The sequence below is a fragment of the Ancylobacter sp. TW_SC_1 genome (assembly GCF_056836805.1).
In genome coordinates this window covers 2147118-2172506 of record NZ_CM166365.1, presented here as the reverse complement: position 1 = coordinate 2172506, position 25389 = coordinate 2147118, and the positions used below count along the sequence as shown (strand labels likewise).

General features: G+C 67.5%; 22 protein-coding genes. 14 read left to right on the top strand and 8 right to left on the bottom strand.

The genetic code is table 11. The features are described 5' to 3' along the window. Positions 1–221 precede the first annotated feature (221 nt). Positions 222–659: a GlcG/HbpS family heme-binding protein gene (locus tag AC1PZ7_RS09975; protein WP_482359312.1), complete on the bottom strand. Its 438-nt coding sequence runs from the start codon at positions 657–659 to the stop codon at positions 222–224. 231 nt (positions 660–890) lie between these two features. Here AC1PZ7_RS09975 and AC1PZ7_RS09970 point away from each other — a divergent pair, with 231 nt between their 5' ends. The 3 genes from AC1PZ7_RS09970 (at position 891) to AC1PZ7_RS09960 (ending at position 3851) form a co-directional block, all read left to right on the top strand. Continuing rightward, positions 891–1874, top strand: coding sequence for a TRAP transporter substrate-binding protein (locus AC1PZ7_RS09970; protein WP_482359311.1), 984 nt, complete (start codon positions 891–893; stop codon positions 1872–1874). A 142-nt stretch (positions 1875–2016) separates the two neighbouring features. Continuing rightward, on the top strand, positions 2017–2535 hold the full coding sequence (locus AC1PZ7_RS09965; protein ID WP_482359310.1) for a TRAP transporter small permease: 519 nt from the start codon (positions 2017–2019) through the stop codon (positions 2533–2535). Then, complete coding sequence (locus tag AC1PZ7_RS09960) at positions 2532–3851, top strand: TRAP transporter large permease (protein WP_482359309.1); 1320 nt, start codon at positions 2532–2534, stop codon at positions 3849–3851. Before AC1PZ7_RS09965 ends, AC1PZ7_RS09960 begins: the two co-directional genes overlap by 4 nt. 198 nt (positions 3852–4049) lie before the next feature. Here AC1PZ7_RS09960 and AC1PZ7_RS09955 read toward each other — a convergent pair whose 3' ends face one another. After that, positions 4050–7025: an FAD-binding and (Fe-S)-binding domain-containing protein gene (locus AC1PZ7_RS09955; RefSeq protein ID WP_482359308.1), complete on the bottom strand. Its 2976-nt coding sequence runs from the start codon at positions 7023–7025 to the stop codon at positions 4050–4052. Positions 7026–7216: 191 nt separating this feature from the next. Between AC1PZ7_RS09955 and AC1PZ7_RS09950 the strand changes: the two genes are divergently transcribed. Both AC1PZ7_RS09950 and AC1PZ7_RS09945 read left to right on the top strand, forming a co-directional pair. After that, positions 7217–8422 (top strand): pyridoxal-phosphate-dependent aminotransferase family protein, encoded by a 1206-nt coding sequence (locus AC1PZ7_RS09950; protein WP_482359307.1) that lies wholly within the window; start codon positions 7217–7219, stop codon positions 8420–8422. Positions 8423–8529: 107 nt separating this feature from the next. After that, positions 8530–9216, top strand: coding sequence for a GntR family transcriptional regulator (locus AC1PZ7_RS09945; protein ID WP_482359306.1), 687 nt, complete (start codon positions 8530–8532; stop codon positions 9214–9216). 158 nt (positions 9217–9374) lie between these two features. Here AC1PZ7_RS09945 and AC1PZ7_RS09940 read toward each other — a convergent pair whose 3' ends face one another. Continuing rightward, a complete protein-coding gene (locus tag AC1PZ7_RS09940; protein WP_482359305.1) occupies positions 9375–9974 on the bottom strand; it encodes an FMN-dependent NADH-azoreductase in 600 nt (199 codons plus the stop codon). 105 nt (positions 9975–10079) lie between these two features. On the opposite strand from AC1PZ7_RS09940, the gene AC1PZ7_RS09935 reads away from it, so the two are divergent. The 7 genes from AC1PZ7_RS09935 to AC1PZ7_RS09905 all read left to right on the top strand — a co-directional run bounded on the left by AC1PZ7_RS09935 (position 10080) and on the right by AC1PZ7_RS09905 (position 16852). Continuing rightward, the gene (locus AC1PZ7_RS09935) at positions 10080–10490 is read left to right on the top strand and encodes a winged helix-turn-helix transcriptional regulator (protein WP_482359304.1); all 411 of its coding nucleotides are present in this window, start codon (positions 10080–10082) and stop codon (positions 10488–10490) included. A gap of 241 nt (positions 10491–10731) precedes the next feature. Next, positions 10732–11736, top strand: coding sequence for a Bug family tripartite tricarboxylate transporter substrate binding protein (locus tag AC1PZ7_RS09930; RefSeq protein WP_482359303.1), 1005 nt, complete (start codon positions 10732–10734; stop codon positions 11734–11736). Positions 11737–11797: 61 nt separating this feature from the next. After that, the gene (locus tag AC1PZ7_RS09925; protein ID WP_482359302.1) at positions 11798–12286 is read left to right on the top strand and encodes a tripartite tricarboxylate transporter TctB family protein; all 489 of its coding nucleotides are present in this window, start codon (positions 11798–11800) and stop codon (positions 12284–12286) included. Positions 12287–12319: 33 nt separating this feature from the next. After that, the gene (locus AC1PZ7_RS09920; RefSeq protein ID WP_482359301.1) at positions 12320–13855 is read left to right on the top strand and encodes a tripartite tricarboxylate transporter permease; all 1536 of its coding nucleotides are present in this window, start codon (positions 12320–12322) and stop codon (positions 13853–13855) included. Between the two features lie 128 nt (positions 13856–13983). Then, positions 13984–14679 carry a GntR family transcriptional regulator gene (locus tag AC1PZ7_RS09915; protein ID WP_482359300.1) on the top strand — a complete coding sequence of 232 codons (696 nt, stop codon included), beginning with the start codon at positions 13984–13986 and terminating at the stop codon, positions 14677–14679. Between the two features lie 95 nt (positions 14680–14774). Continuing rightward, positions 14775–16046: a CaiB/BaiF CoA transferase family protein gene (locus AC1PZ7_RS09910; protein WP_482359299.1), complete on the top strand. Its 1272-nt coding sequence runs from the start codon at positions 14775–14777 to the stop codon at positions 16044–16046. Then, on the top strand, positions 16043–16852 hold the full coding sequence (locus tag AC1PZ7_RS09905) for an enoyl-CoA hydratase/isomerase family protein (protein ID WP_482359298.1): 810 nt from the start codon (positions 16043–16045) through the stop codon (positions 16850–16852). Before AC1PZ7_RS09910 ends, AC1PZ7_RS09905 begins: the two co-directional genes overlap by 4 nt. 106 nt (positions 16853–16958) lie before the next feature. Here the strand turns inward: AC1PZ7_RS09905 and AC1PZ7_RS09900 are convergent, their stop codons facing one another. From AC1PZ7_RS09900 to AC1PZ7_RS09880, 5 genes are all read right to left on the bottom strand, one after another. Continuing rightward, on the bottom strand, positions 16959–17972 hold the full coding sequence (locus AC1PZ7_RS09900) for an amino acid ABC transporter substrate-binding protein (RefSeq protein WP_482359297.1): 1014 nt from the start codon (positions 17970–17972) through the stop codon (positions 16959–16961). Positions 17973–18018: 46 nt separating this feature from the next. After that, on the bottom strand, positions 18019–18636 hold the full coding sequence (locus AC1PZ7_RS09895; protein WP_482359296.1) for a L,D-transpeptidase: 618 nt from the start codon (positions 18634–18636) through the stop codon (positions 18019–18021). Between the two features lie 160 nt (positions 18637–18796). Continuing rightward, complete coding sequence (xylA, locus tag AC1PZ7_RS09890) at positions 18797–20122, bottom strand: xylose isomerase (protein ID WP_482359295.1); 1326 nt, start codon at positions 20120–20122, stop codon at positions 18797–18799. Next, positions 20119–21576 carry a xylulokinase gene (gene xylB / locus AC1PZ7_RS09885; RefSeq protein ID WP_482359294.1) on the bottom strand — a complete coding sequence of 486 codons (1458 nt, stop codon included), beginning with the start codon at positions 21574–21576 and terminating at the stop codon, positions 20119–20121. Before xylB ends, xylA begins: the two co-directional genes overlap by 4 nt. A gap of 35 nt (positions 21577–21611) precedes the next feature. After that, positions 21612–22649, bottom strand: coding sequence for a LacI family DNA-binding transcriptional regulator (locus tag AC1PZ7_RS09880; protein WP_482359293.1), 1038 nt, complete (start codon positions 22647–22649; stop codon positions 21612–21614). A 335-nt stretch (positions 22650–22984) separates the two neighbouring features. Here AC1PZ7_RS09880 and xylF point away from each other — a divergent pair, with 335 nt between their 5' ends. Continuing rightward, a complete protein-coding gene (xylF, locus tag AC1PZ7_RS09875) occupies positions 22985–23980 on the top strand; it encodes a D-xylose ABC transporter substrate-binding protein (RefSeq protein ID WP_482359609.1) in 996 nt (331 codons plus the stop codon). A gap of 86 nt (positions 23981–24066) precedes the next feature. After that, complete coding sequence (locus tag AC1PZ7_RS09870; RefSeq protein WP_482359292.1) at positions 24067–25389, top strand: sugar ABC transporter permease; 1323 nt, start codon at positions 24067–24069, stop codon at positions 25387–25389.

Sequence of the window (25389 nt, the reverse complement as noted above, 5' to 3'; positions counted from 1 at the left end):
AGCTTCTTCATCTCGGCACTCCTCCGTACTACGTTTCGTTATGAACGTCATAACGAGCCGTCGATGAATGCTTGCTGAATGAAACCCGTCAGGAAGACGGCGGATTGCAGAGTACCCGCCCAGCAAGCGGAAGCGTCGCGCGGTATTCACCGACCTAACGCGGAAAGGGCGCGCCGTGTTCCCCCGGCGCGCCCAGCAAATTTCGGAAATGAATGATGCGTTCAGTCGGCGCCGGGATCGCCGACCAGACCCGCCACCCCGATACCAGCCATGGCCGCCGCCTCGTCATTCTCGGACGTGTCGCCGGAAATGCCGACCGCACCGACGACCTCGCCGCCCGCGTCGCGGATCAGCACGCCGCCGGGCACCGGCACCAGCGCCCCGCCGACCACGTCCGTCACCGAGGCGATGAAGAAGGCCTGCTCCTTGGCCCGCTTGAAGATCGAGCGCGAGCCCATGCCGAGCGACAGCGCGCCATAAGCCTTGCCATGGGCGACCTCGAAGCGCTTCAGGCTGGTGCCGTCCTCGGCGGCGGACACCTTCACCGCGCCGCGCGCGTCGAGCACGACGACGGCCATCGGCTTGAAATTGCCCTTGCGGCAATGATCGAGGGCGGTGGACAGGATCGTCTGGGCGGCATTCAGGCTGAGGCTGGACATGGTCGCTCCCTGGCTGGGCTGGCTCTCGCGAGGCCGGAATGAGCCTTTCGACACGAGAACGTCAAGTCTCGCCTTGCCTTCTCCGGCAATTTTTGCATTCATAATTCATAGTTCGGTTGGCTTAGGATTGGCGTCATGCGTCTCACGCGTCTGACGTCGCTCTCGGCAAGGCCGCGCGAAACCAAGAAAGTGCCGGATAACCGGTCAACAGGAAACCCAAAGGAGCATGCCATGATCCGCTTCACGCGAATCGTGTCGGCACTTGCCGGCACTATGTTGTTAGCCGCCACGGCGGCGGCCGAGCCCATCGAGATCAAGCTCGGCCATGTCGGCGAGCCCGGTTCGTTGTTCGACCAGACCTCGCAGGAATTCGCCAAACGTGCCAACGCCAAGCTCGGCGACAAGGCCAATGTCGTCGTCTATGGCTCCAGCCAGCTCGGCAGCGACAGCGAACTGCTGAAGAAGCTCAAGCTCGGCACCGTCGACCTCGCACTGCCTTCCACGGTCATGACCACCGTGGCGCCGGAATTCGGCCTGTTCGAGATGCCCTATCTGGTCAAGGACCGCGACCACGCGGTCAAGATCCGCGATGCGGTGATCGAGCCGGTGCTGGTGCCGATTGCCAAGGACAAGGGCTACGAGATCATCGCGGTCTGGGAGAACGGCTTCCGCCAGATCACCAACAACAGCCGCGCGATCAACAAGCCCGAGGATCTCAAGGGCATCAAGCTGCGCGTTCCCAAGGGCGTGTGGCGCGTGCGCATGTTCCAGGCTTACGGCGCGACGCCGAGCCCGATGGCGCTGTCGGAAGTCTTCGTCGCGCTGCAGACCGGGGTGATGGACGGGCAGGAGAACCCCCTCGCCCAGATCTACCCCTCGCGCTTCCAGGAAGTGCAGAAGTACCTGTCGATGACCGGCCACGTCTACACCCCGGCCTACCTCACCGCCGGCCGCAGCTGGTCGAAGCTGCCGCCGGACGTGCAGAAGGCCCTCGCCGAGACCGCCGTCGAGATGCAGCCGGTGGCCCTCGAGATCGCCGCGCGCCTCGACGACGAGCTGCTCGGCAAGCTCAAGGAGGCCGGCATGCAGGTGAACGAGGTCGACAAGACCGCCTTCATCGAGGCGTCCAAGCCCGTCTACGAGGAGTTCGCGAAGGAAGTTCCGGGCGGTCAGAAGCTGATCGACGACTCCCTCGCCCTCGGCAAGGGCTCCTGAGCCCTCGCCGACCGGCGGGTTCGTAGGCCCGCCGGTCGGTTCCGCCCCGAACAGCCCCCCGCTCTTCTCAGAACGCGCGGCCGAGCGCCCGCGCCCTTGGAACAGGAACATGCTCGCAATCAGAAGATCCTATGATCGGATCTTGGAAGTCATCGCTGCGCTGCTGATGGCCGGCCTCACCGGAATCATTGTCCTCGGCTTCATGTTCCGGGCCCTCGGCCTGTCGCTGGTCTGGTATGATGAGATCGCCTCGATCGGCCTGTGCTGGCTGACCTATTACGGCAGCGCCCTGGCCGCCCTGCGCGGCGCCCATATCGGCTTTCCGGGCATCGTGAACGCCTTCCCGCCCTCGCTGCGCGTTGCCTCCACCATCATGGCGGAGATCATCGTCCTCACCTTCTTCGTGATCCTCACCGTCACCGGCCTCGAGGTGCTGAACATCCTGCAGGGCGACACGCTGGTGTCGATCCCCTCGATTTCGCTGGTCGTCACCCAGTCGGTGATCCCGATCACGGCGGTTCTGTTCATCATCGCCGAGCTGCTGCGCTTTCCCGAAGTGCTCGCCGCCGCCCGCGGCGCCGGCTTCGAGGACCATGAGCTGAAGGAAGCGCTCGAAACCGTCCATGAATCGGCCCCGGCCGCCGGAGGCTCCGCCCGATGACCAGCACAATGGGTCTTATGTTCGTCGGCCTGTTCGGCATGGTTCTGCTGAACGTGCCGATCGCCGTGGCGCTCGGCATGGTGGCGGTGATCGCCATCTGGGCGACGCAGGGTGCCGACATGCTGCCGAACGTGGCGCTGGTCATGTTCGAGGGCGCCACCAACTTCCCGCTGCTCGCCATCCCGCTCTTCATTCTGGCGGGCGGCATCATGAACTCGTCGTCGATCTCGCGGCGGCTGATCAACCTCGCCTCCGCCATGCTCGGCTTCGTGCGCGGCGGCCTCGCCATGGTGACGATCGGCTCGTCGATGTTCTTCGCCGAGATTTCTGGCTCGGCGGTCGCCGGCGTCGCCGCGCTCGGCTCTCTGCTGATCCCGGCCATGAAGAGCCGCGGCTACAGCAAGGAGTTCGCGGCGGCGATCTCGTCCTCCTCGGCGAGCCTGGCGATCATCCTGCCGCCCTCGATCCCGATGATCCTCTACGCGGTCATGGCGCAGGTCTCGGTGGTGAAGATGTTCATCTCCGGCCTGCTGCCCGGCCTTCTCGGCGGCGCCGGCCTCGCTCTGGCGAGCTGGTACTACGCGGTGAAGAACGACTTCCCCGTGGAGCAGCGCTTCGCCTGGAGCCGGCTGGCGACGGCGTTCCGTGAGGCGCTGTGGGCGCTGATGCTGCCGGTCGTCATCCTCGGCGGCATCTTCGGCGGCTTCGTCACCGCCACCGAGGGCGCGGCGGTCGCCGTGGTCGCGGCGCTGTTCATCTCGGTCGTCGTCTATCGCGAGCTCGACTTCAAGGCGCTCTACCGCGCCCTGGTCGACGGCGCGCTGCAGACGGCGGTGGTGATGCTGCTGGTCGCCTCCTCGGCGCTGGTCGGGGTGTTCCTCACCGAGAGCCGGGTGCCGCAGGCGCTGGCGAGCTCCATCGCCGAGCTGACCACCAATCCCTACCTCGTCCTGCTGCTGCTGAACGTGCTGTTCCTGATCCTCGGCATGTTCCTGCATTCGGCGGCGGCGATCATCCTGACCGTGCCGATCGTCCTGCCGCTGATCCAGCAGGTGGGCATCGACCCGGTGCATTTCGGCCTGGTGCTGACGCTGAACCTCGCCATCGGCCAGCAGACGCCGCCGGTCGCCTCGGTGCTCATCGCCGCCTGCTCGATCGCCAAGTCGGACATCTGGCAGACGACCAAGGCCAATGTCGGCTTCCTGATCGTGCTGCTCGCGGTGCTGATGATCTGCACCTACGTGCCCTGGTTCGCCCTGGCGCCGACGCAGTGGTTCTACGGCGATCCCTCGATCGGCGTCATGCCGGTGAACTGACCGCCGAAAGAGCCTGACTTTTCCTGACCTCCCCGGCCCCGCCGGGGAGGTTTTTCTTTGCCCGCCGCAGGCAGGGAGCACCGCCCGCCCGGGCGCCAGAAAACGAAGCCGCAGCAAGGGAAGCGGCAGCAAACGAAAAGGCCCCCGCGCCGGCAAGCGCGGGGGCCTTGAGATAGAGCGCGTATCGCGGAGAGGCGTCTACTCCGCCGCCTCCAGCCGCCGTACCGGGTGGTTCGCGCGGGCCGCCGCGAGGCTCTGCGCCAGCACCTGCACCACATGCACGGCGTCACGGTCGGCGCCGTCATGGATCTGGTGGCGGCACGACGTGCCGTCCGCCACCACCAGCGTGCCCGCCTCGGCCTTGCGCACTGCCGGTAGCAGCGACAGCTCCGCCATGGCGAGCGAGGTGTCGATGGTCTCCGCGTGGTAGCCGAAAGCCCCCGCCATGCCGCAGCAGCTCGATTCTACCGTCTCGACATGCAGCCCCGGCACGAGGCGCAGCGCCTTCTCCACCGCACCCATGGCGCCGAACGACTTCTGGTGGCAGTGGCCGTGCAGCAGCGCCTTCTCCGCGAGTGGCGCCAGCGGCAGATCGAACCGCCCGGCGTCGATCTCGCGGGCGATGAACTCCTCGATCAGCAGGGCGTGGGCGGAAAGCGTCTGCGCCCCCTCTCCCGGCAGCATCGAGGGCAGTTCGTCGCGGAAGGCGAGCAGGCAGCTCGGCTCCAGCCCGACCACCGGCACGCCGCGCGCCACGAAGGGGGCGTAGGTCTCTATGACGCGCCGCGCCTCGGCCTTCGCCTCGTCCACCAACCCGGCGGAAAGGAAGGTGCGCCCGCAGCACAGGGCGCGCTTCTGCCCGTCCACCGGACGCGGCATGTGCACGCGGTAGCCGGCGGCGGTCAGCACCTCCAGCGCGGCGACGATGTTCTCCTTCTCGAACCAGCGGTTGAAGGTGTCGGCGAACAGCACCACCTCGCGCCCATCCGCCGGGCCGAACGCCGTCTGCTCCTCGCGGAAGGCGTCGGCGCGCCAGCGCGGCAGCGAGCGGCGGGCGCTGAACTGGGCAACGATCTCCGACAGCTTCGCCGCGCCCGGCAGCGTGTCGCGCAGGTTCAGCAGCCACGGCACCTTGGCGGCAAGCGGCGCATAGCGGGGCATGTAGGCGACCAGCTTCTGGTGCAGGGTGATACCCTTCGCCTTCGCCCGCGCCGCCAGCGCCTCGATCTTCATCTTGGCCATGTCGACGCCGGTCGGGCATTCGCGCCGGCAGCCCTTGCAGGAGACGCACAGCTTCAGCGTCTCCATCATCTCGTCGGAGGCCAGCGCGTCGCGGCCGAGACGGCCGGAAATGGCAAGGCGCAGCGTGTTGGCGCGCCCGCGCGTCACGTCCTTCTCGTCGCGGGTGACGCGGTAGCTCGGGCACATCACCCCGGCGACCGCCTTGCGGCAGGCGCCGTTGTTGTTGCACATCTCGATGGCGCCCTGCAGGCCGCCGCCCTCGCCGGAATAGCCCGACCAGTCGAGCGCGGCCTTGATCGGCTCCACCTTGTAGTCGGGGGCGTAGCGGAACAGGCGGCGGTCGTCGAATTTCGGCGCCCGCACGATCTTGCCGGGATTGTACAGCCCGGTCGGGTCGAAGCGGTCCTTCACCTCCTCGAAGGCGCGCACGAGGCGCGAGCCGAACATCGTCTCGTGGAACTCCGAGCGCACGATGCCGTCGCCATGCTCGCCGGAATGCGAGCCCTTGTATTCGCGCACCATGGCGAAGGCTTCCTCGGCGATGGCGCGCATCGCCTTCACGTCCTTCTCGAGGCGCAGATTGAGCACCGGGCGCACATGCAGGCAGCCCTCGGAGGCGTGCGCGTACCAGGTGCCGCGCGTGCCGTTCTTCTCGAACACTTCCGTCAGCCGGGCCGTGTAGTCGGCGAGGTGCGGCAGCGGCACCGCGCAGTCCTCGACGAAGGAGACGGGCTTTCCCGCCTGCTTCATCGACATCATGATGTTGAGGCCGGAGGTGCGCACATCGGCGATGGCGGCCTGCAGCCCCGCCTCGCGCACGCTCACCACGCCGCCCCAGCGGGCGCCCGCGCGGTCCCAGCCGAAGCCGAGATCGCCCATGGTCTGTTCCAGCAGCTTCAGCCGGCGCTCATTCTCCGCCTCGTCCTCGGCGAACTCGACCAGCAGGATGGCGTCCGGCGTGCCGCGCACGAACTGCTTCAGCGTCGCCTGGAACATCGGGATGTCGCCGGCCAGCGCCAGCAGGGTGGAATCCACCAGCTCAACCGCGATGGGCTTGAGCTTCACCAGATGCTGGGCGGCGTTCATCGCCTCATAGAAGCTGCCGAAATGGCAGGCGCCGATCACCTTCTTGCCGATCAGCGGCCAGAGCTTGAGCTCGATCCGGGTGGAATAGGCGAGCGTGCCCTCGGAACCGACGAGGATGTGGGCGAGATTGGTGCCGCGCGCATTGGGCACCAGCGCGTCGAGATTGTAGCCGCCGACGCGGCGCTGCACGCTGGGGAAGCGCGCCGCCACCTCGGCCGCCTCGCGCGCGCCGAGGTCGAGAAGGTCGCGGGCGAGCGGCGCCAGCGGCGAGCCCTCGGGCAGGCTGGAGAGGTTGTGGTCCACCGGCCCGAAATGCGCCTTGGCGCCGTCGGCCAGCATGGCGTCGATCGAGAGCACATTGTCGCGCATCGTGCCGTAGCGCAGCGAGCGCCCGCCGCAGCTGTTGTTGCCGGCCATGCCGCCGATGGTGGCGCGGCTAGCGGTCGACACATCGACCGGGAACCACAGGCCGTGCTTCTTCAGCGCCCGGTTGAGGTCGTCGAGCACGATGCCCGGCTCGACGACGCAGCGCCGGTTCTCCACATCGAGTTCGAGGATGCGGTTGAGGTGCTTGGAGCCGTCGATGACAAGCGATTCGTTGATCGTCTGGCCGCATTGCGAGGTGCCGCCGCCGCGCGCGGTGACGGGTATGCCCTCGGCGCGCGCCAGCGCGATGACGCGTTCCGCTTCCTGCGTCGTGCGCGGCACGACGACGCCCATCGGCATGATCTGGTAAAACGAGGCATCGGTGGCGTAGCGCCCGCGGTTGAAGCGGTCGAACCACACATCCCCCGTAACTTCTGCCTTCAGGCGCCGCTCCAGTCCGGGCGCCAGCCGTGCCGCCATGATGCTCTCACTCCCTCACGTCCCTCAGTGCGTCCGTTTCACAAATCCCGCGCACGCCCCGTGGACTTGATCGCATTTTGCATTCATAATTCATTTATGCAAGATCAAGGGCACGGGGAATGGCTTCCCCGGCCTCATGTGCACAAACCGGCGCGCCCGATCGCCGCGCCGACCTATGGGAGAGAACACCGATGTCCAGCAATGCCGCCCGGGTCGCGGGTCGTCATTTCCTGCAGATTCCCGGCCCGACCCCGGTGCCCGACCGCATCCTGCGGGCGATGGACATGCCCACCATCGACCATCGCGGCCCCGAGTTCCAGAAGCTCGGCAAGCGTGTGCTGGAAGGCATGAAGACCGTCTTCAAGACCGCCAGCCCGGTCATCATCTACCCCGCCTCCGGCACCGGCGCGTGGGAAGCCGCGCTCGCCAACGTGCTCTCGCCCGGCGACAAGGTGCTGATGTTCGAGACCGGCCATTTCGCCACGCTGTGGAAGAACATGGCGATCAAGCTCGGCCTGCACCCCGAGTTCATCGGCTCGGACTGGCGCATCGGCGCCGACGCCGACGCCATCGAGGCGCGGCTGCGCGAGGACAAGAATCACGAGTTCAAGGCGGTCTGCGTCGTCCATAACGAGACCTCGACCGGCTGCATCTCGCGCATCGCGGAAGTGCGCAAGGCCATCGACAATGCCGGCCATCCGGCGCTGCTGATGGTCGACACCATCTCCTCGCTGGCCTCGATCGACTTCCGCCACGACGAATGGGGCGTCGACGTCACCGTCTCCGGCTCGCAGAAGGGCCTGATGCTGCCGCCGGGCCTGTCGTTCAACGCCATCTCCGACAAGGCGCTGGCGGCCGCCAAGAAGTCCACCACGCCCAAGCTGTTCTGGTCGTGGGAGGAGATGCTGCCGCACAACGAAAAGGGCTTTTTCCCCTATACGCCCGGCACCAACCTGCTCTACGGCCTCGCCGAGGCCATCGACATGCTGCACGAGGAAGGGCTGGACAATGTCTTCGCCCGCCATGACCGCCATGCCGAAGCCACCCGCCGCGCCGTCCGCGCCTGGGGCCTCGAGGTGCTGTGCCGCGACCCGAAGTACTATTCGTCCTCGCTGACCGCCGTGCTGATGCCCGAGGGCCACGACGCCGACGCCTTCCGCGAGAAGACGCTGAACCACTTCGACATGTCGCTCGGCACCGGCCTCACCAAGCTTTCCGGCCGCGTCTTCCGCATCGGCCATCTCGGCGACACCAACGACCTGACCATCCTCGGCGCGCTCTCCGGCGTCGAGATGGGCCTGTCGGTCGCCGGCGTGCCGCACAAGAAGGGCGGCGTGCAGGCGGCGATGGACTACCTTGCCGCCTGCGCGGCGAACCCGATGAGCGCCGCGGCGTGATCCGGAAAGCTCCGGCCGGCTTGCGAAATCTTGCGGCCGGAGCGATTTAAGGGTCCTTGGGACACTTCATGCCGCGCCGGGTGCGCGGCGTCTGGGAGATTCGCCGCATGGCGATGTCGGATACGGCGATCATTCCGAGGCGGAGCCTGCATGACGAGCTGGCCGCGCAGCTGCGCGACATGCTCATGCGCGGCGATCTCAAGGCCGGCGACAAGATCTCCGAACCGGCGCTCTGCCAGCGTTTCGGCGTCTCGCGCACTCCGCTGCGCGAGGCGCTGAAGGTTCTGGCCAATGAGGGATTGCTGATTCTCTCGCCCAATCGCGGGGCCAGCGTCGCCAAGGTCTCGCCGGACGAGGTCGACGAACTCTTCCCGATCATGGGCGCGCTGGAAGGGCTGGCGGGCGAAGCCGCCTGCGCCCGCGTCACCGATGCCGACATCGCCGGCGTGCAGGCGATGCATGACGAGATGCTGGCGCATTACCGCGCCAACGACCCCGCCGCCTATCTGCGCCTGAACCGGGCGATCCACGAGCGGTTCTTCGATCTCGCCGGCAATCACGCGCTCAGCCAGCTCTACCAGACCCTCATGGTGCGCATCCATGCGGTGCGCTTCATCGCCCAGAAGTCTAGCGAGCGCTGGCGCGAGGCGGTGGAGGACCATGAGGAGATGATGGCCGCGCTCAAGGCGCGCGATGGCGCCCGTCTCGGCGCCATCCTCAAGGAACACCTGCGCCACAAGGCGGCGATGGTGCACGAATCGCTCGATCCGCCCGGCACCCGCGCGGCGGAATAGGCCGCGCGGCGCCCTGAATCGTGGCGTCATCCCGGACGGCCGAAGGCCGATCCGGGATCGCATGCAGGATGAGGTGCGACCCCGGCTCTGCGGCTTCGCCTTCGGCCGGGATGACGCGTGAATGGGTGTTCGGTCGAGGCCGTGCCGCGCGCCGCCCCTCACGCCGCCTTCAGTTCGGCTGCGCTCTTCAGCGCGCCTTCCAGCGCCGCCTCGCGCTGGCCGGCGGCGATGCCGTCCGCCACGATGAATTCCGGCGCGACGCCGACGAAGCCGAAGACCCAGCGCAGATAGGTTTCCGCATGCTCGGCGGCCGCCGCGAAGGCCGGGTCGGCGTAGATGCCGCCGCGCGCCAGCGCGACGATCACGCGCTTGCCGGCGGCCAGGCCCGTCACCGTGCCATCGGCGCCATAGGCGAAGGTCTTGCCGGGCACGAGGATGCGGTCGATCCAGGCGCGCAGCTGCGTCGGCACCGAGAAATTGTACATCGGCGCGCCGATCACCACGATGTCGGCCGCGAGGAACTCGTCCAGCGCCTGCTGGCTCGCCGCATCGCCCTTGCCGCCGGAGATCGGATGGTCGGCCGGCATGCTGGCTGGCGTCGCGTGCGGCAGCGGATCAGCCGCGAGATCGCGATAGACTACCGCGAGCGACGGATCGGCGGCGGTGAGCCGCGCGACGATGGCGGCGCTCACCTGGCGGCTGACGGAATGCCCGCCGAGGATGGAGGAATCGATATGCACGAGCGTGTGGTCCGACATGGTTGGCACCGTGTTTGTCAGGTTACGTTTTGTTACCTGGACTAATTACGTGCCTATCTCCATAGTGCGCAAGAACGCACATTCTCCATACCGAGGCACACCGAAGTGACTGAGGCACATCGACATTCCCAGAGTGAGGGCTGCCGCCAGATCAGCCGCCTGCTTGCCCGCATCGGCGACAAATGGAGCGTGCTGATCGTCATGCAGCTGGCCGACGGGCCCCGCCGCTTCAACGAAATGAAGCGCATGATCGACGGCATCTCGCAGCGCATGCTCACCCTCACCCTGCGTGGGCTGGAGCGCGACGGGCTGGTGTCGCGCTCCGTCTATCCCACCATTCCCCCGCGCGTGGATTACGAACTCACGGAGCTGGGCCATTCGTTGCGCGAGCCGGTCATGGCGCTCGGGCAATGGGCGCAGGCCAACCTGACGACCATCGCCGCCGCGCAGGCCGATTTCGACCGGCGCTGCGTCGCCGCGGGCAAGGACACGCTCGAAAGACGGATCGGCGCCTAGCGCCGGACACGGCGCCCCCCTGCCCAACGGGCTGATCGGACAGCGTTTTCGACGACACGGACGTTTCGGCGTCGACATCATGGCCCCCCGCTGCGGTCGAGCCGCTTGACCGCGGGCGCACGCGCGACATCGTCGTAAAAATCGCATCTATAATTATTGATGTGAAATGATTGATGCGATAGCGTGCCGCCAACAATCGCGAGGCAAAGCCCGCGCAACAATTCTCAATGGGAGGAATTACATGCCCAAACACGCCCTTACTGCGCTTGCCCTCACGCTGTCGGTGGCCCTTCCGGTCGCCGCCCGCGCCGAATGGCAGCCGAACCGCCCGGTGGAATTCGTCGCCGCGGCCGGCCCCGGCGGCGGCACCGACACGTTCGCGCGCGTCATCCAGTCGGCGCTGAGCAAGAACGAGTTGCTGACCACGCCGATCATCGTCGCCAACAAGTCCGGCGGCTCGGGTGCCGAGACCTTCATCTACGCCAAATCGAACAAGGGCGACCCCTACAAGCTCTATTTCGGCACGCAGGACGCCTATGTCCTCCCGCTCGCCAACAAGCTCTCCTACACGATGGGCGACCTCACCCCGGTCGCGGCGATGGTGTTCGATCCCTTCATCCTCTGGGTGAATCCGAAGACCTCCGGCATCGAGGACGTGAAGGGCTTCATCGCCAAGGCGAAGGAGAATCCGGGCCAGATCAAGGTCGGCGGCGCCAAGGCCAAGGAAGCCGACGAGACGCTGATGACCCTCATCGAGCGCGCCACCGGCACCGACCTCACCTACATCCCCTACAAGTCCGGCAGCGAGGCGGCGATCCAGGTCGCCGGCGGCCACATCACGGCGAACGTCAACAATCCCAGCGAGAGTGTCGAGCAGTGGAAGGCCGGCGTGCAGAAGCCGCTCTGCGTGTTCGAGAGCGAGCGCCTCGCCGACAAGACCGTCATCGTCGACGGCCTGTCGTGGAACGACGTCCCGACCTGCGTGGAAGCCGGCATCGACGTGAAGACCTTCGCCCAGCCGCGCACCATCTGGGCGGCGGCGGACATCCCGCCGGAGGCGCTGGCCTATTACGTCGACCTGTTCACCAAGGCCGCCGCCACGCCGGAGTTCAAATCCTACGAGGAACGGGGGGCGCAGATTCCGCGCATGCTGACGGGCGATGCGTTCAAGGACTTCATCAAGCAGCACGAAGCCACCTATGCCGAGATCTACAAGACCAATGGCTGGCTGAAGACCGCGCAGTAGTTCCTTCCCGAGAAACGCGACATGCGGGGCCGCACCGGCGGCCCCGCCCCGGAGTTACGTCATGGATATCTCTCGCAATACCATGGAGATAGCGACCGCCTGCGGCACCGCCGCCGTCGGCGGCATCGTGTGCTACGGCGCGACCGAGAACGGCATCGCCTGGGGCGCCGGCGGCCCGGAAGCGGGCTATTTCCCCTTCTATATCGGCTGCCTGATCCTGCTCGGCAGCGCCGCGACGATACTGCAGACGCTGCTGCTTCGACGTGCTGCAGCCTCGGGCGACAGCTTCATCGACGGCGCGCGGCTGCGCACCGTCGTCGCCTTCTTCCTGCCGATCGTCGCCATGACGGTCATCTCCGCCTGGCTCGGCCTCTATGTCGGCATGGCGCTCTACATCTTCTACGCCCTGCGGGTGGCGGCGGGCTTCCGCACCGCGACCGCGCTGCTGGCCGCCGCCGCCGTGGTCGCGATCAACTTCGTCATCTTCGAGAAGATCTTCATGGTCCCGCTGCTGAAGGGACCGATCCTCGAATATTTCGGCATCTACTGAGAACAAAGAAGAAAACGGAAAGAGGAAGCGGCCATGGGCAATTTCGGCCAGTTGATGGACGGCTTCGCCGTCGCGCTCACCGCCCATCATGTGATGATCATGGTGGTGGGCGTGCTTCTCGGCCTGATCGTCGGCGTGCTGCCGGGCCTCGGCGCGCCCAACGGCGTGTCGCTGCTGCTGCCGCTGACCTTCACCATGGACCCGATCTCGGCGATCATCCTCCTGACCTCGATGTACTGGGGCGCGCTGTTCGGGGGATCGACCACCTCGATCCTGTTCAACATTCCCGGCGAGCCCTCCTCCGTCGCCACCACCTTCGACGGCTACCCGATGGCCAAGCAGGGCCAGGCGGTGCGCGCGCTCACCCTCGCCTTCACCTCGGCCGGCATCGGCGCGCTCACCGGCGTCATCGTCATCACCCTGCTGTCGGGCTGGGTCGCCGCCTTCGCCATGCGCTTCGGCTCGGCCGAGTATTTCGCCGTGTATTTCATGGCCTTCGCCAGCTTCATCGGCATGGCCGGCGGCTCGCCCTTCAAGACGCTGGTCTCGATGATGCTCGGCTTCGCCGCCGCCACGGTCGGCATCGACACCATCTCCGGTGAGAGCCGCCTGACCTTCGAGTTCGACGAGCTCATCGGCGGCATCTCCTTCCTCATCGCCGTCATCGGCCTGTTCGGCATCGGCGAATTGCTGCTCACCATGGAGGAAGGGCTGAAATTCGAGGGCGTGCGCGCCAAGCTCGACATCCGCACCATCGCCCGCACCGTCGCCGAGATGCCCCGCTACTGGGTGACGCTGCTGCGCAGCGCGCTGATCGGCTGCTGGATGGGCATCACGCCGGGCGGGCCGACCGCCGCCTCCTTCATGAGCTACGCGCTCGGCCGCCGCTTCTCCCGGTGCGGCAAGCACTTCGGCAAGGGCGAGCCCGAGGGCATCGTGGCGCCGGAGACCGCCGACCACTCGGCCGGCTCCTGCGCCCTCCTCCCGATGCTGGCGCTGGGCATTCCCGGCTCGGCCACCGCGGCGGTGATGATGGGCGGGCTGATGATCTGGGGTCTCTCCCCCGGCCCGATGCTGTTCTCCACCCGGCCGGATTTCGTCTGGGGCCTCATCGCCTCGATGTATATGGGCAACCTCATCGCCGTGGTGCTGGTGCTGGCCACCGTCCCGCTGTTCGCCTTCATCCTGCGCGCCCCCTTCACCGTCGTCGGGCCGATGATCACCATCGTCTGCGTGATCGGCGCCTATACGGTGTCGAACCACGTCTTCGACATCTGGATGGCGCTCGGCTTCGGCATCGTCGGCTATGTCTTCAAGAAGCTCGACTATCCGCTCGCGCCCTTCGTGCTCGCCATGGTGCTCGGCGACAAGGCGGAGGACGCCTTCCGCCAGGCCATGCTGACCTCGGACGGTTCGCCGGCGATCTTCTTCTCCAACGGCCTCGTCGCCAGCATGATGGGCCTGGGCATCCTGCTGCTCTGCCTGCCGCTGATCACCGCCCTGTTCAAGGGCAGCCTGTTCGCCCGCACCGGCGCCGGCGATGCCGGGGTTCACGGGAGGTCGGCGTGATTGACTTCCCGCAGCCGGCGATTCGCGGTTATCCTTTCGCAAGGAAACGCACAGGCTCGCAGAAGCCGCCAAGGATACAACGAATGCCGTCTGCCCCGATCGTCCGACATTCTCTCCACGAATCCCTCGTGGCCCCCCTGCGGGAGATGATCCTGCAGGGCGAACTCCGGCCGGGCGAGAAAGTGCCGGAAGAACAGCTCTGCGAACGCTTCGGCGTCTCGCGCACGCCGATCCGCGAGGCGCTGAAGGTGCTGGCCGCCGAAGGCGTGCTGCAGATTCTGCCGCATCGCGGGGCCATCGTCGCCCGCATCACCGAAGACCAGATCGAGGAACTGTTCCCGATCATGGCCTCGCTGGAGCGCCTTGCCGGCCTGCTTGCCTGCGCCCGCGCCAGCGACGAGGACATCGGCCGCGTGCGCGTGCTGCACGACCGGATGATGGAGTATTTCGAGAAGGGCGAGGAGGTCGAGTATCTGCGCCAGAACCGGCTGATCCACGAATCCTTCTTCGAGATCGCCGGCAATGCGACGCTCTCGGCGTTCTATCAGCAGATCCTCACCCGCATCCACGCCTGCCGCTTCGTGGTGCGCAAGAGCCGCGAGCACTGGGCCGCGGCGGTGATCGAGCACAAGGCGATGATCGAGGCGCTGGAGGCGCGCGACGCCCCCCGCCTTGCCGAGCTGCTCGAACACCACGTCATGGGCACCACCGCCGGCATCGCCCGCGCCTTCATCCTGCGCACGAGCGCGGAAGCGTCGCGCGCGACGGCGGACGAGCGCGCTCCCGCGCGGGCCCGCAAGACCTCGACACCCCTGACCGCCTGAGACGACCGCTCCGCCGCATGGCGGAGCCGGCCTTGCCATTCGTAATTATTGATTGTGCATTCGGGCGCCGCGCCCGCCGCAGAAAGGTAGAACCGATGAGCGATGTTCTGGACCAGGCCCGGGAGACGCCCGCCACGCCGCAGCGCGAGCCCGAGACCGACACGCCCGCGCGTCCCCTGCCGCTGGCCGGCGTGCGGGTTCTCGACGTCAGCCAGGTCATGGCCGGCCCCTATAGCTGCATGCTGCTCGGCGATCTCGGCGCCGACGTCATCAAGATCGAGCCGCCGGGCACCGGCGACCAGACGCGCGGCGCCATGGGGTTCAAGATGAAGGGGCCCGACAGCATGGGCTTCCTCAACATGAACCGGAACAAGCGTTCCGTCGCCGTGAACCTGAAGAGCGAGGCCGGGCGCGAACTGTTCTACGAACTGGTCAAGAGCGCCGACATCCTGGTCGAGAACTACCGGCCGGGCGTGATGAAGAAGCTGAAATGCGACTATGAGACGGTGCGCAAATACAATCCGCGCCTCGTCTACGCCTCGATCTCCGGCTTCGGCCAGACCGGCCCCTGGGCCGGCCGCCCCGGCTTCGACCTGATGGCGCAGGCGATGTCCGGCGTGATGAGCGTCACCGGCCATCCCGGCGGACCGCCGGTGAAGGCCGGCGTGCCGGTCGCCGACATCGGCTGCGGCCTGTTCGCCACCTATGCCGCGCTCGCCGCCTATATCGGCGCCAAGAACACCGGCGAGGGCCAGTATATCGACGCCTCGCTGTTCGAGGCGGCGCTGGCCTTCTCGGTGTGGGACATCTCGGAATATTGGGGCCGCGGCACGCAGCCCGTGCCGCTCGGCACCGCCAACCGCATGACGGCTCCCTATCAGGCGGTGAAGTCGAAGGACGGCTATTTCGTCATGGGGGCCACCAGCCAGAAGCTGTGGCTGCAGCTGTGCGACACGCTCGGCCGTCCCGACCTCGCCGAGGACCCGCGCTTCACCGCCATCCCCGACCGGCTGGCGCATCGCGAGGAACTGATCGAGGAACTGGAGAAGACCTTCGTCACCCGCACCTCCGACGAATGGGTGGAGAGCCTGCTCGCCGTCGGCATTCCGGCAGGCACGATGTATACCTATCCGGAGGCCTTCGAGAGCGAGCATGGCCGCCATCGGCAGATGCGGCTGGAGATCGACCACCCCAACGAGGGCAAGGTCTCCAATATCGGCTTCGCGGTGAAGCTCACCGGCACGCCGCAGCAGGTGCGCCGGCACCCGCCGCTGCTCGGCCAGCATACGGGCGAGATCCTGGAGGAGATCGGCTTCGACGCCGCCGCCGTCGAGGCCCTCGCCGCCCGCGGAGCCTTTGCGCCATGAACGTCGCGAGCAAGCCCGACGCCCCGGCCGCCGAACAGGACCAGGGCCGCGTCCACTTCACGAAGGACGGCGCCGTCGCGCGCCTCGTCTTCGACCGTCCCGCCGCCCGCAACGCCATGACCTGGCGCATGTATGAAGAGATGGCGCAAGCCTGCGCGCGGATCGCCGCCGATCCTTCCCTACGCGTCGCCGTTCTGCGCGGCGCCGGCGGCAAGGCGTTTGTGGCCGGCACCGACATCGAACAGTTCCGCGCCTTCACGTCGGGCGCCGACGGCATCGCCTATGAGGAGAAGGTCGAGCACTATGTGAGCCTGCTGGAGCAGCTTTCCGTTCCCACCGTCGCGGTGGTGGAGGGCTGGGCGGTCGGCGGCGGCATGGCGCTGGCCAATGCCTGCGATTTCCGCCTCGCCACATCAGGCGCGCGCTTCGGCGTGCCGATCGCCCGCACACTGGGAAACTGCCTCTCCGCCTCGAACGTGCAGCGCCTCGTCACCACGCTCGGGGTGAGCATGGTGCGGCGCATGCTGCTCGCCGCCGAGACGCCGACCGCCGAGGAGATGCCGGCCGGCTACGTCTCGGTCGTCTCTCCCGGGGAAGTCGACGCGAAGCTGGACGAGCTGTGCGCGCGTCTCGCCGGCCATGCCCCGCTCACGCTGCGCGTCACCAAGCAGATGTTGCGGCGCCTCGCCACCGACCCGCACGCGCCGGACACCGACCTCGTGCGCGAGATCTATGGCAGCGCCGATTTCCGCGAAGGCGTGGAATCCTTCCTCGCCAAGCGCCCGGCGAACTGGCGGGGGGAGTAGGCCATCAGCCGTCATCCCGGCCGAAGAGCCGGGATCGCTCCCCGATCATTCCGCGATCCCGGATACGGCCTTGCGGCCGTTCCGGGATGACGTTCGGAAATCAGCTTCAGCGGATCGGCGGGGCGTACTGGATGCCGCCGGTGCTCCACAGCTGGTTGATGCCGCGCGGAATGCCGAGCTTGGACTGGGCGCCGATATTGCGCTCGAACACCTCGCCGTAATTGCCGACGCTCTTCACGATCCGCGCCGCCCAGTCCTTGGTCAGGCCGAGCTTCTCGCCATAGGCGCCATCCGAACCGACGAAGCGCTTGACGTCCGGCTTCTCCGACTGCATCGCCTGGTCGAGCGTCGCCTGGCTGATGCCGAGTTCCTCGGCGTTCAGCATCGCATAGAAGCTCCACTTCACGATGTTGAGCCAGTTGTCGTCGCCCTGGCGCACCACCGGGCCGAGCGGCTCCTTGGAGATCACGTCGGGCAGCACGACATAGTCGGCCGGCTTGGCCAGCTTCAGGCGCAGCGCGTAGAGCTGCGACACGTCGGTCGTCAGCACGTCGCACTTGCCGTCGGCATAGGCCTTCACCACCTCGTCGACGGTGGGGAGTTGGATCAGCTCCAGCTCCATCTTGTTCTGCTTGAAGAAGTCCTGGACGTTGAGCGCGCTGGTGGTGCCGCTCTGGGTGCAGACCTTGGAGCCGCCGAGCTCCAGCGCGCCCATCACGTTCTTCGCGGCCGGCACCATGAAGCCCTGGCCGTCATAATAGGAGACGGCGGCGAACAGCAGGCCGAGATCGGCCTCGCGCTGCATGGTCCAGGTGGAGTTGCGCGAGAGCAGGTCGATCTCGCCCTTCTGCAGCGCCGGGAAGCGCGCATCGGCCGAGAGCGGCACATAGTCCACCTTCGAGGCATCGTCGAACACTGCCGCGGCGATCGCCTTGCACAGATCGACGTCGAAGCCGGTCCACTGGCCCTTGTCGTCCTTGGCCGAAAAGCCGGCGAGGCCCTGGCTGACGCCGCATTTCAGCGTGCCGCGCGCCTTCACGTCGGACAGCGTGCCCGCCTGGGCGAAGCCCGCCGTGACGAGAATGCCGGCGGCGGCCAGCGCGGTTGCAATCCTGTTCATATTTCCCCCAGATCGATCGAAAGGCGAGCGGCGAGACGTGCGGCGCTCAGAGCTCCGGCGCCTGCCGGATGATCACCTTCGTCCCCAGCGGGACACGGTTGTAGAGATCCTGCACATCGGAATTGACGAGGCGGAAGCATCCCGACGAGATCGCCATGCCGATCGTGTTCGGCATGTTGGTGCCGTGGATGCGGTAGACCGTGGAGCCCAGATAGAGCGCGGCCGCGCCCATCGGGTTGCCCGGCCCGCCCGCCATGAAGCGGGGCAGATAGGGCTGGCGCTCGATCATCTCCGGCGGCGGCGTCCAGTCGGGCCACTCCGCCTTGCGGCTCACCTTCTGCAGGCCCGCCCACTGGAACCCGTCGCGCCCGACGCCGATGCCGTAGCGCAGCGCCCGGTTGTTGCCGAGCACCAGGTACAGGAAACGCTCATTGGTGTGGACGATGATCGTGCCCGGAGGCTCGTTGGTGCGGAAATAGACCGGCTGACGACGGAAGGCCGGGTCGAGGTTTTCCTCGTCCGCGCTCGGCACATAGCCGGGCTTCTCGGGCACGTCGACGATCTGGTTGCCCATGCTTGCCGGAGGGCGCACCTGGGCATCGGCGGTCGAAAAGGACAGGGCGGCCGCCGCGGCCAGCGCTGCTCCCATCATGCGAAGACGCATTCGTCACTTCCCCTTTGAAGGCGTCGGCGCCGCGCCGATGCGCGGGGCCGAGTCATGGGTCGCTCCCGAAGGGGATCGAACGGGGGAAATGACGTCAAGTCAATCACAGGATGATGAAATCTGCGCCGGAGAGGCCCCCGGCGCCGATTTACCCGGCCGATCAGCGCAGATAGGAGCCGGCCAGCGCCTCGAAACGCTCCTGCCGGCCCGAGCGCGGCTGCGGGTCGAGATTTTCCGTCTCGGCGCGCGCGGCGATGGCCTCCAGCGAGGCACCGCTGGAGAGCATCGCCTTGTTCTGCGGCGCGTCCCAACCGGCGTAGCGCGCATCCACCGCCTTCTGCAGGGCGCCGTCCTCGATCATGTCGGCGGCGATCAGCAATGCCCGCGCGCACACGTCCATGGCGGCGGCGTGGGCGAGCACGAGGTCTTCCGGCTCGATCGACTGGCGACGGATCTTGGCATCGAAATTAGTGCCGCCGGTGGTGTAGCCGCCCGCCCGCAGGATCTCGTACATGGCCAGCGCGGTATCCTCGACATTGGTCGGGAACTGGTCGGTGTCCCAGCCGGACTGGGCGTCGCCCTTGTTCATGTCGATGGAGCCGAAGATGCCGAGCGCCGCCGCCATGGCGATCTCGTGCTCGAAGCTGTGGCCGGCCAGCGTGGCATGGTTCGCCTCGATGTTGACCTTCACTTCATTCTCCAGCCCGGCGCGGCACAGCAGGCCGTACACCGTGCCGACGTCGAAATCGTACTGGTGCTTGGTCGGCTCCTGCGGCTTCGGCTCGATCAGGATCGTGCCCTTGAAGCCGATCTTGTGCTTGTGCTCGACCACGAGGTTGAGGAAGCGGCCCATCTGGTCGAGCTCGCGCTTCAGATCGGTGTTGAGCAGCGTCTCGTAGCCTTCGCGCCCGCCCCACAGCACATAGTTCGCGCCGCCGAGCTCATGGGTGACCTCAAGCACGTTCTTCACCTGCGCGGCGGAGTAGGCGAACACGTCCGGATCGGGGTTGGTCGCCGCACCGGCCATGAAGCGGCGGTTGGAGAACAGGTTCGCGGTGCCCCAGAGCAGCTTGGCCTTCGACGTTTCCATCTTCTTCGCGAAGATGTCGGCGATGGCCCGCACATTGGCGTTGGATTCCTTGAGGCTCTTGCCCTCGGGCGCGATGTCGCGGTCGTGGAAGGCGAAGAACGGCGCGTCGAGGATGCGGAACAGCTCGAACGCGACATCCGCCTTGGCGCGGGCGAGCGCCATCTCGTCGGCGCCGTGCATCCAGGGCCGCAGGAAGGTCTCGCCGCCGAACGGGTCGCCGCCCGGCCAGGTGAAGCTGTGCCAATAGGCGACGGCGAAGCGCAGATGGTCCTCCATGCGCTTGCCGAGCACGACGCGGTCCTTGTCGTACCAGCGGAAGGTGAACGGGTCGCGGCTCTCCGGGCCGGCATATTTCAGCGGCTCGGTCGAGGCGAAGAAGCGGGCGGGGGCATTCATGACGTCACTCCCTTGAGCGCGGGGTACAGCGCCCGGTAAAGCGCGTGCCGTTCCCCATAGGCCTGTTGCAGGACGGGGTTGGGGTCGATGGTCTCGACGCGGCGCGGCGGCAGGCAGATCGCGTCCGGGCTCTCCCCGGTCGCCGCCATGCGGGCGAGCCGGGCGGCGCCGAACGCCCCGCCGCGCTCGCCGTCCTCGACCCGGTGGAGCGGCAGGCCGAGCACGCTGGCCAGCACCGCGATCCAGAAGCGCGAGCGCGAGCCGCCGCCGATCACGTCGGCCTCGGCGAGCTGGGTGCCGGCGGCGGCGAGCGCGTCGAGGCAGTCCTTGAAGGCGAAGGCGACGCCTTCCAGCACCGCCTGCGTCATCGTCTCGCGCGTGGCGTCATGGTCGAGGCCGACGAAGGCGGCGCGGATCGCCGTGTCGTTGTGCGGCGTGCGCTCGCCGGAGAGATAGGGCAGGAACATCGCCTTGGAGGGCGCGCTCGGCGCCGCGCCGAGCGGGGCCAGCAGGTCGCTGGGCGTCGCCTTGCAGGCATTCGCCCACCAGCCGAGCGCCGAGGCGGCGGAGAGGATCACGCCCATCTGGTGCCAGGTGCCGGGAATGGCGTGGCAGAAGGCGTGCACGCTCGATTCCGGGTTCGGCGCGTAGCGGTTGGTGGTCGCCCACAGCACGCCCGACGTGCCGAGCGAGACGAAGGCGTTGCCGGCGCGGATGGCGCCGAGGCCGACGGCGCCGGCGGCATTGTCGCCCGCCCCGCCCGCCAGCACCGGCGGGCTCGCCATGCCCCAGCGGGCGGCGAGTTCCGGCTTCAGGCGGCCGGCCGCCGCGCTGCCCTCGACGAGGCGCGGCATGTTCGCGCGCGACATGTCGGTGGCGGCCAGCGCCTCGTCCGACCAGTCGCGCCTGGCGACGTCGAGCCAGAGCGTGCCGGAGGCGTCGGACATCTCCTCGACCATCTCGCCGGTGAGGCGGTAGCCGACATAGGCCTTGGGCAGCAGCACCTTGGCCATGCGGGCGAAGATCTCCGGCTCGTGCTTCTTCACCCAGATCAGCTTGGGCGCGGTGAAGCCGGGAAAGGCGAGATTGCCGGCGATCCCGTGCAGCGCCGGGAAGCGCTCTTCCAGTTCGCGGCATTCGGCCGAGGAACGCCCGTCATTCCACAGGATCGCCGGCCGCAGCACGGCGCCATTTTTATCCAAAAGCACGGCGCCGTGCATCTGGCCGGACAGGCCGACGCCGCGCACGGCGGCCAGCGCCTGCGGGTTCTCGGCCTTCAGCCGGTCGATGCTGGAAAGCGTCGCCTGCCACCAGTCTTCCGGATCCTGTTCGCTGAAGCCGGGCTGCGGACGCGAGATCGCCAGCGGCGTCTCGGCCGTGGCGATGACGGCCTGGGTGTCGTCGACCAGCACCGCCTTGATGGCGGAGGTTCCTATGTCGAGGCCGAGAAACATGCCTCATACCCTTTCGGTAACGCGGAGTTGGAAGGTCACGGCAGGTTGTCCCGCACGAAGATGTCGATGCGGATGCGCTCCTGCTCGTTCAGCAGGGGTTCGCCGGCGCAATGGGCCAGCAGCACGCGGGCGGCCGAGCGCGACTGGTGGCCGGCGTCCTGGTTGATCACCGCGTCCATCACCCCGCGCAGCAGGAAGCGCCGCGTGTCGTCGGTGAGGTCGTGGCCGATGAAGATGAGATCGCCGGCGCGGTTGGCGGCCGAGACCGCCGCGGCGATGCCGCGATTTCCGGCGCCGACATTGTAGAGCGCGATGAGGTCCGGCACCTCGCGCAGCATCTGCGTGACGATGGCCTCGTTGCGTTCGTCCTCGTCGAGGCTTTCCTTGACCGGCAGCACCCTCAGCGCGGGATATTCGCCCGCCAGAACCTGGGTGAAGCCGAACTGGCGCTCGGCGTGGTCGCGCAGCGCCGGCGTGCCGACGATGAGCCCCACCGCGCCGCGCCGGCCGCCGGAGAAACGCCCCAGCAGCGTCGCGGCGGTGCGGCCGGCGGCGAAATTGTCGATGCCGACATAGTGCAGCCGGTGCGAGGACGGCACGTCGGAGACCAGCGTCACCACGGCGATGCCGGAGGCGGTGAGGTCGTCGATCGCCGCGCGCACGCGCGGATGGTCGAGCGCCACCACGGCGACGCCGTCATAATGGCCGACGAGCCCTTCCAGCGCCGAGGCCAGGGTCTCGGGCGCGAACACGTCGACGCGCAGCGTGTCGATATAGGCGTTGTTGGCGGCGAGCCAGCTCGCGGTATTGGCCACCTGCTCCGCCAGCAGGCGCATGAACACGTTGGCGCCGGCCGGCAGCACGAAGCAGAAGCGGTAGGTCTCGCCGCGCGCGAGGCGCGCCGCCGCGAGGTTCGGACGGTAGCCGAGCCGGGCCACCGCGTCCTTCACGCGCTCGGCGGTGGCGCCGCGCACGCCGGCCCGACCATTGAGCACGCGGTCGGCGGTCGCCAGCGACACGCCGGCCTCGCGAGCCACGTCTTGCAGCGTTATGCGCGAAACACCTCTGGACATGTCGCCATGTTGCCCTCAAAATCTGAGGTACGCAACTCAAAGAGCGGACCCGTCCACTAGACCAAATATCGGGGAGCCTCCGGCTTCGCCTTTTGTTACGTTGACGACATCGCCTGGATCTAAGAGGTGTCTGCAGCCCTGTCGGTCCATCGAGGCCGATCAAGAATTTGACGGATCTCGGTTCATTTGAGGTTCGAACGTCAAGAACGACCGCGGCATGCGCGCCTCCTCCCCGGACGGCGCGCCCAGCCCGGCGGCACCGGCATATCGCACCCCTTTGGGAGGAAAGCATGAAGCTGAAACTGACTGTCACCGCCGCCGCCCTCGCCTCGTTGATGGCGATGGGCATCGCCCGCGCCGAGGAAGTCGTGGTGGGCGTGAGCTGGTCGAACTTCCAGGAAGAGCGCTGGAAGACCGACGAAGCCGCGATCAAGAAGGCGCTGGCCGCCGCCGGCGCCAAGTACATCTCCGCCGATGCCCAGTCCTCGGCCGCCAAGCAGCTCTCCGACGTGGAGGCGCTGATCGCCCAGGGCGCCAACGCGCTGATCATCCTGGCGCAGGATTCCGACGCCATCTCGCCGGCCATCACCAAGGCCCAGAACGAGGGCATTCCGGTGGTCGGCTACGACCGCCTGATCGAGAACCCCTACGCCTACTACATCACCTTCGACAACAAGGAGGTCGGCCGCCTCCAGGCCGCCGAAGTGGCGAAGATCAAGCCGAAGGGCAACTACATCTTCATCAAGGGCTCGGCCTCCGATCCGAACGCCGACTTCCTGTTCTCCGGTCAGATGGAAACGCTGAAGGCCGCCATCGACAAGGGCGACATCAAGAATGTCGGCGAGGCCTATACCGACGCCTGGCTGCCCTCCAATGCCCAGCGCAACACCGAGCAGTTCCTGACCGCGAACAACAACAAGGTCGACGCCGTCGTCGCCTCCAATGACGGCACCGCCGGCGGCGCCATCGCCGCTCTGGCCGCGCAGGGCCTCGCCGGCTCCGTGCCGGTGTCCGGCCAGGACGCCGACTTCGCCGCGCTGAACCGCATCGCGCTCGGCACCCAGACCGTGTCGGTGTGGAAGGATTCGCGCGAGCTCGGCAAGCGCGCGGCGGAAATCGCCCTCGACCTCGCCAAGGGCACCGAACCCAAGGCCGTCGCCGGCACCACCACCTTCACCGGCGGCCCGAAGAAGGTGCCGATGAACTCCACTTTCCTGAAGCCGGTGCCGATCACCAAGGATAATCTCGACGTGATCATCGAGGCCGGCTGGGTGCCGAAGGCGACCGTCTGCCAGGGCGTGAAGCCGGGCACCGTCAAGGCCTGCGACTGATCCAGGCGAAACCGCGGCGGGGGCAACCCCGCCGCCTGCCCACCGAGGCGCCCGCGCACGAAGACGCGGGCCGCAGGAGGACGCTCATGACCGACTCCACGACGGCCAGCACGCCCGTCCCCTCTTCCCGGCCGCAAGGCGCGCCCGCGTCCGCGCCGACCTCCTTCATCGGCGCGCTGGAAATCGACGTGCGCTTCCTCGGCATGATCGGCGCGCTCGCCGTCATCTGGATCGTGTTCGACTTCCTTGCCGACGGCACCTTCCTGACGCCGCGCAATCTCTGGAACCTGTCGGTCCAGAGCTCCTCCATCGCCGTGATGTCCACCGGCATGGTGCTGGTGATCGTGATGCGCCACATCGACCTGTCGGTCGGCTCGATCCTCGGCGTCACCGGCATGATCATGGCGGTGTTCCAGGTGAACACGCTGCTGCCGGCCTTCGGCTTCAACCATCCGGCGGTGATCGTCCTCACCCTCGCCGCCGGCATCGCGGCCGGTGCCGCCATCGGCGCCCTGCACGGCTTCGTCATCGCCTATCTCGGCGTGCCCGCCTTCATCGTCACCCTGGGCGGCCTGCTGGTATGGCGCGGCGCCGCCTGGGCGATCGCCGAGGGCAAGACCATTCCTCTGGTCGACGACAATTTCAAGCTGCTCGGCGGCGGCGCCAACGGCTCCGTCGGGGAGTTCTGGAGCTGGGTCATCGCGGTGGTCGCCTGCCTCGCCATCGCCGCGGCCGCCATTCAGGCACGCCGCCAGCGCCAGCGCTTCCACTTCCCGCTGAAGCCGATCTGGGCGGAGTTCGTCATCGTCGGCGCCGGCTGTCTCGCGGTCATCGGCGCGACGCTGATGGTCAACGCCTACACGCTGCCGCCCGTGCTGGCCCGCCGCTATGCCGAGGCCGCCGGCCTCACGGTTCCGCCGGAAGGCCTTTCGATCAGCTTCGGCTACGCCATTCCCGTCCTGGTGGCGCTGGCGGTCGGCATCGTCATGACCTTCGTCACCAACCGCACCCGCTTCGGCCGCTATGTCTTCGCCATCGGCGGCAATCCGGAAGCCGCTGACCTCGCCGGTATCAACACCAGGCGGGTCACCCTGGCGGTGTTCGCGCTGATGGGCGCGCTGGCCGCCATCGGCGCCGCCATCTCCACCGCCCGCCTCAACTCGGCGACCAACGCGCAGGGCACGCTGGACGAGCTCTACGTCATCGCCGCCGCGGTGATCGGCGGCACCTCGCTCGCCGGCGGCGCCGGCACCATCGCCGGCGCCATGGTCGGCGCGCTGGTGATGCAGAGCCTGCAGTCCGGCATGGTGCTGATGCGGGTCGACACGCCCTACCAGAACATCGTGGTCGGCATCGTGCTCGTCTTCGCCGTGTGGATCGACACCGTCTACCGCAAGCGGTTCAAGTGA